Here is an 11080-nt window from a genome sequence, read left to right as displayed (position 1 = left end):
CGCCAGCCGGAAAATAGCTGACAAAAATGTCCGACACCCACACGGGGGTGTAAGCGCCGGAACCAAAATAAATATTTGGCACTGACATTCATCGACACACTATTGAGTTCTCAAAGAACACACGCACCAGAATCTCACCGGCGTGAACCGGGTCTCGATCGGCTGGGCAACTTTTACAGCTTAGCTCAGTCAAGCGTGCGGAACCAAATCCGTGATCTTGTGCTGATCCAGTGTGATCGTCAGGCGCTCATCGTACATCCTCGTGTCCCGGGCCTCTCGGCTCCGGGTCGGTGTCCGTGTCGCTCTGACTCGAATAAAGTTACGTGTCCGCCATGATCATGTCAAATCGCCTGGTCAGGACTGGTTTCCCACGCGCTGGACGTCGGCGCCGAGCGCGGCGAGGTTCTCCACGAAGTTCGGATAGCCGCGATCGATGTGGAAGACGTCGTGCACCTCGGTTACCCCGTCGGCCACCAGACCCGCGAGCACCAGACCCGCGCCGGCCCGGATATCCGACGACCACACCGGCGCGCTCGACAGCCGCGGAATGCCGCGCACCACCGCGTGGTGACCATCGGTCCGCGCGTCGGCGCCCAGCCGGATCATCTCCTCGACGAACCGGAACCGCGCCTCGAAGACATTCTCGGTGATCATCGAGGTGCCGTCCGCAATCGCCGCCAGGCCGATGGCCATCGGCTGCAGGTCGGTCGGGAATCCCGGAAAGGGCAGCGTCGCGAAGTTCACCGCGCGCGGGCGCTCCGGCTGCACGACACGAAAACCGTTGGGCTCGAATGAGATTCGCGCCCCGGCCGAGCGCAGCTTGTCCAGTACCAGGGACAGATGCTTGGGATTGATCCCGCTCACCCGCACATCGCCCAGCGTCATCGCCGCCGCGATGCCCCACGTCGCGGCGACGATCCGGTCGCCGATCACCTGATGGGTGGCCGGGGAGAGCTTGCGCACGCCCTCGATGGTCAGCACCGAGGTGCCGGCGCCGTGGATCCGCGCGCCCATGCGGGTCAGCATCGTGCACAGATCGACGATGTCGGGCTCGCGCGCGGCATTGTCGATCACCGTCTCGCCCTCGGCGAGCACGGCCGCCATCAGGATGTTCTCGGTGGCGCCGACCGACGGGAAGTCCAGCCGGATCCGGGCGCCCTGCAGCTCGTCGGCTCGGGCCACCACGCAGCCATGTTCGATTTCGCTGGTCGCACCGAGCAGCCGCAGGCCCGCCTGGTGCATATCGAGCGGGCGCGAACCGATCGCATCTCCGCCCGGCAACGCCACCACCGCCCGGCGGCACCGGGCCATCAGCGGGCCGAGCACGCAGACCGAGGCCCGGAACTGCGTCACCGCCGGGAAATCCGCGTGGTACTTGGGCTCCGCCGGGGTGGTGATCCTGACCACCGACCCGTTGACCGCGACATCGCAGCCCAGGCCGCGCAGCACCTCCGCCATCAACGGCACGTCGAGAATGTCCGGGCAGTTCGTGATCGTCGTCGTGCCCTCGGCCAGCAGGGCGGCGGCCATCAGCTTCAGGACGCTGTTCTTCGCACCTCCCACCGCGACCTCGCCGACGAGCCGGCTGCCCCCGGTAACCAGAAACCGTTCACTCACAGCGACTCCTCGCTCGCGCTCGTCGCCGCGGCGCCCGCAGTGTCATTAGTTCGGTCGCAAGCTCCCTCACGGCTCGCGCTCGTCGCGGCGCCCGCAGTGTCATTGGTTCGGTCGCAAGCTCCCTCACGGCTGGCGCTCGTCGGCGTCGTGCATGTAGCACGCTGTGCTGAGGGTTCGTTCACAGCGGTCAGCCTAACGGTCGGGGCCATCGATCGTGGCCTCTCCGCCGGTGTGCTCCTGTCCGGTGGCACCGGGACGCCACAGCACATCGCCGTGTGGATTCGCCACCCGCCCGAGTATGAAGAGCAGGTCCGAGAGGCGATTCAGGTACTTCGCCGGCAGCACGCTCGTGTCCTCCGGGTGCGCGTCCACGGCCGCCCAGGCCGCGCGCTCGGCCCGCCGGACCACCGTCCGCGCGGTGTGCAGCAGCGCGGCCAGGGGCGTGCCACCAGGCAGAATGAACGAATTCAACGGTGCCAGTTCGGCATTGAATTCATCACACCAGGCCTCGAGCCGGTCGATGTATGGCTGGGTGATGCGCAGGGGCGGATACTTCGGTTCGGCCACAGCGGGAGTGGACAGGTCCGCACCGGCGTCGAACAGATCGTTCTGGACCCGGCGCAGCACGTCGGCCAGCGCCGGTTCGGGCTGCCCTAACGCAATTGCGACACCGATCGCGGCGTTGGCCTCGTCACAGTCGGCGTATGCGACCAGCCGCGGATCGGTCTTGGCCACGCGCGAGAAATCGCTCAGACCGGTGGTGCCGTCGTCGCCGGTTCGCGTATAGATCCGCGTCAGATGCACACTCACAGGCTCACCCTCATATCAGAAGTACATCCTCGTCCCGGTCAGGCCGGCCGGCGGCGGATCCGCTCGGAAGGCCTCGACTCGACCCAGGACAGGAACGCGGCCAGCGCACCCCGATCCAGGGCGAGCTCGTAACTGCCGTCGCCGTCCGACACCGCGATCACGATGATGTCATCGGTCATGATGTCGTACTCGTCACCCACCGGCCCGCGCCGATCGACGACCTCGATGCCGAGGCGCCGAATCGTCGAATCCGCACCGAATTTCAGGCTGGTCAGCTTGTAGAAGACCAGCTGGTTCTCGCGATAGCGGATCAGCCCGTGGCGCCAGCCCTGGCCGCCCTTGGCCGGAAGCACGCGCAGGATCGCGGCCGTGCCGCCGCGGCGCAACATCACCAGCCGGTACAACGAGGCGAGCCCGACAGCGACAAGCAGCAACACCAGAATGATCAGCAACACCATCCCGGTCCGCAATCCAGGTCCGTCCCTTCGCTGAAGCCCCTGTTCGTCGCGAGTGCCGTGCCATCCCGTACAACGTCACCGTGTGGGCGAGTCTACAAACCGCCCCGCGCGGGGAATCGCCCGGTACACCCCTGCCCCGCGCGCGGCCGCCGATGTCTGGGCCCGCCTGCGTTCTTCAGGCGAAAATTACACGTGCACAAGGAGATTCAAGACCCCCAGAAACACGCATGCCGCGCCGGCGGGGCGCCCGGCATATCGGACACCCCGTCGGCGCGGCGGACGAACTCAGCCCATCGTGAACGGCGCTCCATAGATGGTGCTGAAGCTCTCGGTGTTGTCGGTCGAGACGTCCACGCCCGCGAACAGGCGCGCCTGCGCGTACCCGCCGCAGCCGTTGACCGCGAACGTCTCGTCGGTCCAGCTGACGCTCGCGTGCGGCCCGTGCACGGTGGTGTGCTTCTTGTGGCTCTCCTGGCCGTAGTCGTCGGGCTGCTCGATGTCCAGAATGAAGTTCGCGCCCGCCTGGCCGGGGCCGAGCGTCAGGGTTTCGGTGTCGCCGATCGCGCCCGTCAGGAGGGCGGTGCTGGAGGCGGGCGCGGTTCCGGACTCGCCCTCGCCGGTGCCGAGCGAGCCGATGTTGACCTGGCAGCCCACGATGTAGCCGGGGTTGATCTCAATGGACGCGCTGGACGCCTTGGGCCCGGACACGTCCACCACCACCCGGCCGGTCGTCCACGCGTTGCGATGCAACGGCGTGGCGCCCATCGACCCGCTGACCTTGGCCGACTCCCCGACGATGGACAGGTGAACGACCGTGCCGTCACCAAGCGTGCGGGTGATCGACGCGTCCGGCAGTGGAATGAAGGTGTCGGCGTTGGCCGCGCCCGACGAGCCGAACCCCAGGCCTACCCCGACCGTCACGATGATCGCGGCTACGCGGGAACTGCGAGTGGATATTCCGGTCATGCGTGTGGTCTCCGTTCGCTCTGCGGTCGTCACCCGAGGGTGAACGGCTGGCCGTACAGGGTCGTCTTGGAATAGTCGGCGCCGATGACCTCGACCACCGAGAACTGCCGGGCCTGCGCGTAGCCCGCGCACCCCTGCACGTTCATGTCGAAGTCCTGATAGTTGAGGTGGTAGGTGCCGGACTTGGTCATATCGATGTTGTCGATCTGCACCCACGTCACCGAGCCCGGGCTCAGCGGGAAGGACACCGCTCCCAGCACCGAGGGCGGATTGGTGATGGTGAAACCCGCACCCGCGGAGAGATTGCCGAGCGACACCTGGCACCCGACGATATAACCGACGGTCAGACCGGATGATCCGTGCGTGGAGGAATCATTGGTGCCGGGATTGTTCTGCGCACCGTTGTTGGGCCCGACCGCACCGTTCGGCGTGACGAGATCGACGGTGACGTTTCCCGACACCCACGCCGTGCGACCGGCGCCGTTCGCCGCCAGCGACGGCGAAACCTTGGCCGATTCCCCGGTGCTGACGATCCGCACGCCGGGTCCGTTGATATGCCCGTTCGGCAGCGGGATGAAACTGTCGGCGCGGGCCGCACCCGGCGACCACAGCCCCAGGGCGGCGACAACCGCCATCGCGCCGACGCCCAACCGGGCCAGGCCCGGCCATTTCCTCGTGTCCATCGTGCTCATCGACCCCTCGCTCATCATTGCGATTGCGCGGCCCGTCGCCACTGCCCGGAGAAGACGGCCCCCGCGCCAATCCACAACTCGGTACGGAAAGCTCTGATAAATCCGATTTCGCGGTAATTCCGTGCCGGTGCTACGCCGGCCTGGCAAAGACTCGAATCACCCCATACTGAACGGCTCCCCCCACAGCGTGACCATGCTCTCGGTGTTGTCCGTGGCGACATCGGCGGCGATGAACGACCGCGCGGTGGCCGCGCCGGCGCATCCGTCGATCGCGAACGTCTCATCTCCCCAGGTGACGCTCGAATGTGGACTGCCGAGCACCTGCGTGTACTGCTTGTGCGATTCGCGGTGGTAGTCGTCGGGCTGTTCCAGGTCCAGGATGTAGAGGGCCTGCGCCTGTCCCGGGCCGATAGTCAGCGCTTCGGCGAGCGTGGACTGCAGGGTTCCGGCGCTGCGAGCCGTCGTGTGCGGCGTATATGCCTCCACCACACCGGAGTTCAGCCCGCCGATCGACACCTGGCATCCGACGATGTAGCCCGGATACAGCTTGATCGACAGGCCCGGCTGATGCGCCTTGGGCCCGGACACATCGACCACCCCGCGACCGGACACCCACACATTGCGATGCAGCGGAGTGTCACCCAGCGAGGGGTTGATCGTCGCGGATTCCCCGTCGATATGCAGCGATACCGCGGTGCCGTCCGCGAGCGTCCGATTGATCGCGCCACCCGGCAGGGGAATGTGGGTATCGGCCCGGCTCCTGCCCGGATCGCCCATCACGATGGCGATCACTCCCACCAGCAGCGCGGCCACGGCCGCGGCGCGCAGGAATGTCCCACGTCGGCCCGGCATGCGATCGGTTCGCGGCCGCTTCATCCGGATCATCCGATGCTGAACGGCTGGCCGTACAACGTGGTCTTGCCGTAATCCGGGCCGATGATCTCGACCACCGAAAACTGGCGCGCCTGCGCGAATCCGCCGCAGTTCTCGATATTCATGGAAACGTCCTGGTAGCTGATGTGATATGTGCCCGATTTGGTCATATCGATGTTGTTGATCTGCACCCACTTGACCTGGCCGGGTGCAATGGGAATCGTGGCGTTGCCGCCGATGGTGGGGATGGCGTTGTCGAACGCCAGCGTCGCGCCGACCGGCGTATTGAGCAGCTGCACCTGACATCCCACGATGTAGCCGACGGTGAGCCCGGACGAACCGTGCGTCGAGGAGTCGTTGGTGCCGGGATTGTTCTGCGCGCCGTTATTGGGTCCGACGGCGCCCGGCGGGGTGTCGATCTCGGCGGTGACATCGCCAGAGACCCAGGCGACGCGGCCGGCGCCGTTGGCCGCCAGCGACGGCGACACCACCGCGTGCTCCCCCGTGCTGGAGATCCGAATGCCGTGGCTGTCAATATGTCCCGGGGGTAATGCGACGAACGCGTCGGCCGAGGCCGCGCCGGGCGACAACAATCCGATCGCCATGGCGGCGGCCGTAATCGAGGTGACGGCGCAGACATTCCGCGGCCGGGGGATCGCCCGCCTGTACTTCCTCATCCACCCCTCGCTCAGTGTGGCGAGGTCCCACCCGTCATGCCGAGTGCGACCGCGCTGCGCCAACTCGTCGTGCTGGAGGTAAAGCCGATCAATCGGGCAGAACTGCCCGATCGTGGTCGAGCCGTGATCAGGTAGTGCGAAGTTCAGGTGGAGCAGCACGCGTGAAAATCCGCGTGCTCGGATATAACTGGTGACGGGTCAGCGAACGGCACTGCGCCGGAAGAACTTCAATGTTGCAGTGGTGCACGCGCTTTACGACCTCGCGCAGAATCATAACCATACGTTTGCATTTGCGTACACCGGATGCATCGAATTGTGTCGCTGCGTCGGCCGCCGAGACCACCGCGCCCGCGAGAATGGTTCTCCCCCAGCGCAATCCGATAGAACGACCCGAGACACAAAAAACGAGTGGCGATTCCGGATTTGCCCGGAATCGCCACTCGTTGGTGAATGCGATTTCGCTATATGGAGCTCGAGCCGGCGGCCTCGACCGCCCGCACGCGGCCCGTGGCCATGTTGCGCTCCTGCTCGGTGGCGTTCGGGTCGGCCAGCACCGCGCGGGCCGCATCGACATCCACATCGCCCGCGAAATCCGCTGTCTCCGCGAGAATCCGCACGGTGGCGCCGGTAACCGAGAAGAATCCGCCGTTCACCGCCGCGACGATCCGCTCGCCCTCGGTCCCGACGATCGTCACGACGCCGCCCTCGACGAGCTGGCCCAGCACCGGCTCGTGGCCGTGCAGAATACCGATCTGGCCCTCGGTGGTCTGGGCGCTGACGAAGCTCGCCGTCCCGGACCACAGCCGGCGCTCGATCGAGACCAGATCCACTGACATGTCAGCCATGGTGGCCTACTTCCCGGCGATCTTCTTCGCGGCCGCCTCGACGTCGTCCAGGCCACCGCAGGAGTTGAACGCCTGCTCGGGGAAGTGGTCGAACTCGCCCTTGCAGACGCGGTCGAAGTCGTCGATGGTCTGCTCCAGCGGCACGACCGAACCCGGCTGGCCGGTGAACTTCTCGGCGACGATGAAGTTCTGGCCCAGGAACTTCTCCAGGCGACGGGCGCGACCGACGAGGACCTTGTCCTCCTCGGAGAGCTCGTCCATACCCAGAATCGCGATGATGTCCTGAAGTTCCTTGTACTTCTGCAGGATTCGCTTGACCTCGTTGGCCACATCGAAGTGCCGCTGACCCAGGATCGAGGCCTCCAGAATGCGGGAGGTCGAGGTCAGCGGGTCGACGGCGGGGTAGATACCCTTCTGCGAAATCGGGCGGGAGAGCTCGGTGGTCGCATCCAGGTGGGCGAAGGTGGTCGCCGGCGCCGGGTCGGTGTAGTCGTCCGCGGGCACGTAGATCGCCTGCATCGAGGTGATCGAGCGGCCACGGGTCGAGGTGATGCGCTCCTGCAGCTGGCCCATCTCGTCGGCCAGGGTCGGCTGGTAACCGACGGCCGAAGGCATGCGGCCCAGCAGGGTCGAGACCTCGGAACCGGCCTGGGTGAACCGGAAGATGTTGTCGATGAACAGCAGCACGTCCTGGTTCTGCACATCGCGGAAGTACTCCGCCATGGTCAGTGCCGAGAGGGCCACGCGCATACGCGTGCCCGGCGGCTCGTCCATCTGGCCGAAGACGAGGGCGGTGTCCTGAAGGACGCCCATCTCCTCCATTTCCAGGTGCAGGTCGGTGCCCTCACGGGTGCGCTCACCGACGCCCGCGAACACCGAGGTGCCGGAGAACTCGCGGGCGATACGGGTGATCATCTCCTGGATCAGAACGGTCTTGCCGACACCGGCGCCACCGAACAGACCGATCTTGCCGCCCTTGACGTACGGGGTCAGCAGGTCGATGACCTTCACACCGGTCTCGAGGATCTCGGTCTTGCCCTCGAGCTGGTCGAACGACGGCGGCTGGCGGTGGATGCCCCACTGCTCGCCGTCGCGGCCGGTGCCCGGCGCGTCGAGGCAGTCGCCGAGGGCGTTGAAGACGTGGCCCTTGACGACGTCACCGACGGGCACCGAGATCGGCTTGCCGGTGTCCTCGACGGGCACGCCGCGGACCAGGCCGTCGGTCGGCTGCATCGAGATGGTGCGAACGATGTTGTCGCCCAGGTGCTGCGCGACCTCGAGGGTCAGGGTCTTGGCCACCGAGGGCAGCGTGACCTGCGCGTGCAGGGCGTTGAACAGCTCCGGGATGGAACCCCGCGGGAACTCGACGTCGACGACGGGGCCGATGATCCGGGCGACGCGGCCTGTGCCAGCGCCCGCCCGGCTCGTGTTCTCTTGTGTGAGAGATGCGGTCATTGTTCTCTTTCTGGATGGACGGGCTAGTCGCGATCCGATGCCGACGCCAGCGCGTTTGCGCCGCCGACGATTTCGCTGATTTCCTGCGTGATCTGGGCCTGCCGTGCCGAGTTCGCCTGCCGGGTCAGCGTGCTGACCAGATCGGTGGCGTTGTCGGTGGCCGCCTTCATTGCGGTGCGGCGCGCGGCCGACTCCGAGGCCGCGGCCTCGAGCAATGACGAGTAGATGCGGGTGTTGATGTACTTCGGCAACAGCGCGCCGAGCAGCTTGTCCGCATCGGGCTCGAACTCGTACAGCGAACTGATCTGCGCGGTCGGCGAATCGGACAGCATGTCCTCGCCGAGCTCGTAGGTCTCCTCGATGTAGTCCACGTGGATCGGTGCCAGCCGGCGAACCTCCGGCACCTGCGACAGCATCGACACGAACCGGGTGTAGACGATGTGCAGCTCGTCCACGCCGGCGACGGTGCCCTCGCCGCTCGGCGCCGGAACCTGCTCCTGGGAGCCGGCCATGAAGGCCTCCACCAGGTGGTTGCAGGCCTCCGACGCGTCGGTGTAGTGCGGCTGCTGGGAGAACCCCGTCCACGAACCCAACGGACGGCGGCTGCGGAAGGTGTAGTAGGTCACACCCTTCGCGCCCATCACGTAGATCACCGGCTCCTTGCCCTCGGAGCGCAGCGTCTGCATGAGCTCCTCCGCGCGCCTGAGCACGTTGGAGTTGTAGCCGCCGCACATACCGCGGTCGCTGGTGATCACCAGGATCGCGGCGCGGGTCGGCTGGGCCCGCTCGACCAGCAGCGGATGCGAGAGATTCTGCGAGGCGCCGGCGAGTTCGCCGAGCACCTTGGTGATCTCCTCCGCATACGGCTTCGCGGCGGCGACCCGGGCCTGCGCCTTGCTGATTCGCGAGGTCGCGATCAGCTCCTGCGCCTTGGTGATCTTCTTGATCGAACTCACACTACGAATGCGGGAGCGCAGTTCGCGAATACTTGCCATGCCTACCGCCTCCCTTCATTCGTCTTGTCCGACAATCCCATTGGCTCGCCCGCGTTACTTCTCGACGTGCTTGCGGTGGACGGCGACGGACTCGACCTCTTCGTGGTCCAGCTTGCCCGCGGCGGCCTCGTTGACCACGCGGCTGCCGTCAGCGGCGATGAAGCCCTGCTTGAAGCGATCGGTCTCGGCCTTGAACTTGTCCGCCGTCTCGCCCTCGAGCTTCTTGCCGCCCTCGATGGCCTTGAATGCCTCGGCCGCGGTGCGGTGCAGGCTCTCGAGCAGCTCGGAGTTGAAGCGGCGCACGTCGCCGACCGGGACGGTGTCGTAGTAGCCCGCGTCGACCAGGAAGATCGACACGATCTGGTCCTCGACCGCGACCGGCGAGTACTGGTTCTGCTTGAGCAGCTCGACCCAGCGGGCGCCGCGCTCGAGCTGGGCCAGCGAGGCGGCATCCAGGTCGGAGGCGAAGGCGGAGAACGCCTCCAGCTCGCGGTACTGGGCCAGCTCGAGGCGCAGCGAACCGGCGACCTGCTTCATGCCCTTGGTCTGGGCGGCGCCACCGACACGGGAGACGGAGGTACCGACGTTGATCGCCGGGCGCACACCCTTGTTGAACAGGTCGGACTCGAGGAAGACCTGGCCGTCGGTGATGGAGATGACGTTGGTCGGGATGAACGCCGAGACGTCACCGGCCTTGGTCTCGATGATCGGCAGCGCGGTCATCGAGCCGGCGCCCATCTCGTCCGAGAGCTTCGCGCAGCGCTCCAGCAGGCGCGAGTGCAGGTAGAACACGTCGCCGGGGTACGCCTCGCGGCCCGGCGGGCGGCGCAGCAGCAGCGAGATCGAGCGGTAGGCCTCGGCCTGCTTGGACAGGTCGTCGAACACGATCAGCACGTGCTTGCCCTGGTACATCCAGTGCTGGCCGATGGCCGAACCGGTGTAGGGCGCAAGCCATTTGAAGCCGGCGGAGTCCGACGCGGGCGCCGCGACGATGGTGGTGTACTCCATCGCGCCCTGCGCCTCCAGCGCGGCCTTCACGCCCGCGATGGTGGAGCCCTTCTGACCGATGGCGACGTAGATGCAGCGCATCTGCTTGGTCGGATCGCCCGACTCCCAGTTCGCCTTCTGGTTCAGGATGGCATCGATGCAGACCGCGGTCTTACCGGTCTTGCGGTCGCCGATGATCAGCTGACGCTGGCCGCGGCCGATGGCGGTCAGGGCGTCGATGGCGGTGATGCCGGTGGCCATCGGCTCGCCGACGGGCTGGCGCTGGAGCACCGTGGCCGCCTGCAGCTCGAGCACGCGGCGGTCGTCGGCCTCGATCTCGCCCAGGCCGTCGATCGGCTGGCCGAGCGGGTTGACCACGCGGCCCAGGAACTTGTCGCCGACGGGCACCGAGAGCACGTCGCCGGTGCGGCGGACCGTCTGGCCCTCCTCGATGGTGTCGAACTCACCCAGGATGACCGCACCGATCTCGGTGTCCTCCAGGTTCAGTGCGACGCCCAACACGCCGCCCGGAAATTCGAGCAGCTCGTTGGCCATCGCCGAGGGCAGGCCGCTGACGTGCGCGATGCCGTCGCTGGTGTCGGTGACCGTGCCGACCTCCTCGATGGAGGTCTCGGGGGTGTAGGCCTGGGTGTAGCTCTCGATCGCGCTACGGATCTCATCGGGGGAGATCGTCAGCTCCGCCAT

The 11080-nt window shown here is 66.6% G+C and carries 11 protein-coding genes; all 11 read right to left on the bottom strand.

Features of this window, described 5'->3' with window-relative positions; genetic code table 11:
- Positions 1-354 precede the first annotated feature (354 nt).
- On the bottom strand, positions 355-1617 hold the full coding sequence (gene murA / locus KO481_RS09740; RefSeq protein WP_215916626.1) for a UDP-N-acetylglucosamine 1-carboxyvinyltransferase: 1263 nt from the start codon (positions 1615-1617) through the stop codon (positions 355-357).
- 192 nt (positions 1618-1809) lie between these two features.
- Positions 1810-2427, bottom strand: a complete 618-nt coding sequence (locus KO481_RS09735; RefSeq protein WP_215916625.1) for a cob(I)yrinic acid a,c-diamide adenosyltransferase — start codon at positions 2425-2427, stop codon at positions 1810-1812.
- A gap of 38 nt (positions 2428-2465) precedes the next feature.
- The gene (locus tag KO481_RS09730; protein ID WP_215916624.1) at positions 2466-2885 is read right to left on the bottom strand and encodes a DUF2550 domain-containing protein; all 420 of its coding nucleotides are present in this window, start codon (positions 2883-2885) and stop codon (positions 2466-2468) included.
- A gap of 285 nt (positions 2886-3170) precedes the next feature.
- A complete protein-coding gene (locus tag KO481_RS09725; RefSeq protein WP_215916623.1) occupies positions 3171-3851 on the bottom strand; it encodes an MspA family porin in 681 nt (226 codons plus the stop codon).
- Between the two features lie 29 nt (positions 3852-3880).
- Positions 3881-4543, bottom strand: a complete 663-nt coding sequence (locus KO481_RS09720; protein ID WP_215916622.1) for an MspA family porin — start codon at positions 4541-4543, stop codon at positions 3881-3883.
- A gap of 156 nt (positions 4544-4699) precedes the next feature.
- The gene (locus tag KO481_RS09715) at positions 4700-5419 is read right to left on the bottom strand and encodes an MspA family porin (RefSeq protein WP_245400570.1); all 720 of its coding nucleotides are present in this window, start codon (positions 5417-5419) and stop codon (positions 4700-4702) included.
- Positions 5420-5424: 5 nt separating this feature from the next.
- Positions 5425-6093: an MspA family porin gene (locus KO481_RS09710; RefSeq protein WP_245400569.1), complete on the bottom strand. Its 669-nt coding sequence runs from the start codon at positions 6091-6093 to the stop codon at positions 5425-5427.
- Positions 6094-6554: 461 nt separating this feature from the next.
- A complete protein-coding gene (locus KO481_RS09705) occupies positions 6555-6938 on the bottom strand; it encodes a F0F1 ATP synthase subunit epsilon (RefSeq protein WP_215916621.1) in 384 nt (127 codons plus the stop codon).
- Between the two features lie 6 nt (positions 6939-6944).
- Positions 6945-8393 (bottom strand): F0F1 ATP synthase subunit beta, encoded by a 1449-nt coding sequence (gene atpD, locus KO481_RS09700; protein WP_215916620.1) that lies wholly within the window; start codon positions 8391-8393, stop codon positions 6945-6947.
- Positions 8394-8416: 23 nt separating this feature from the next.
- Entirely contained in the window at positions 8417-9388 is a 972-nt protein-coding gene (locus KO481_RS09695) for a F0F1 ATP synthase subunit gamma (protein WP_215916619.1), read from the bottom strand.
- A 54-nt stretch (positions 9389-9442) separates the two neighbouring features.
- The gene (atpA, locus tag KO481_RS09690) at positions 9443-11080 is read right to left on the bottom strand and encodes a F0F1 ATP synthase subunit alpha (RefSeq protein WP_215916618.1); all 1638 of its coding nucleotides are present in this window, start codon (positions 11078-11080) and stop codon (positions 9443-9445) included.

Origin of the sequence: Nocardia albiluteola (assembly GCF_018860155.1) — a bacterium.
GTDB lineage: Bacteria > Actinomycetota > Actinomycetes > Mycobacteriales > Mycobacteriaceae > Nocardia > Nocardia albiluteola.
Note: the sequence above shows the minus strand (reverse complement) of the source record. Positions and strands in the feature narration are given on the sequence as shown.

Excerpts from the sequence above, each read along its gene's own strand:
- KO481_RS09730 (WP_215916624.1), bottom strand. The coding sequence starts at position 2,885 with ATGGTGTTGCTGATCATTCTGGTGTTGCTGCTTGTCGCTGTCGGGCTC.
- KO481_RS09725 (WP_215916623.1), bottom strand. The coding sequence starts at position 3,851 with ATGACCGGAATATCCACTCGCAGTTCCCGCGTAGCCGCGATCATCGTG.
- KO481_RS09720 (WP_215916622.1), bottom strand. The coding sequence starts at position 4,543 with ATGAGCACGATGGACACGAGGAAATGGCCGGGCCTGGCCCGGTTGGGC.
- KO481_RS09715 (WP_245400570.1), bottom strand. The coding sequence starts at position 5,419 with ATGAAGCGGCCGCGAACCGATCGCATGCCGGGCCGACGTGGGACATTC.
- KO481_RS09710 (WP_245400569.1), bottom strand. The coding sequence starts at position 6,093 with ATGAGGAAGTACAGGCGGGCGATCCCCCGGCCGCGGAATGTCTGCGCC.
- KO481_RS09705 (WP_215916621.1), bottom strand. The coding sequence starts at position 6,938 with ATGGCTGACATGTCAGTGGATCTGGTCTCGATCGAGCGCCGGCTGTGG.
- atpD (WP_215916620.1), bottom strand. The coding sequence starts at position 8,393 with ATGACCGCATCTCTCACACAAGAGAACACGAGCCGGGCGGGCGCTGGC.
- KO481_RS09695 (WP_215916619.1), bottom strand. The coding sequence starts at position 9,388 with ATGGCAAGTATTCGCGAACTGCGCTCCCGCATTCGTAGTGTGAGTTCG.
- atpA (WP_215916618.1), bottom strand. The coding sequence starts at position 11,080 with ATGGCGGAGCTGACGATCTCCCCCGATGAGATCCGTAGCGCGATCGAG.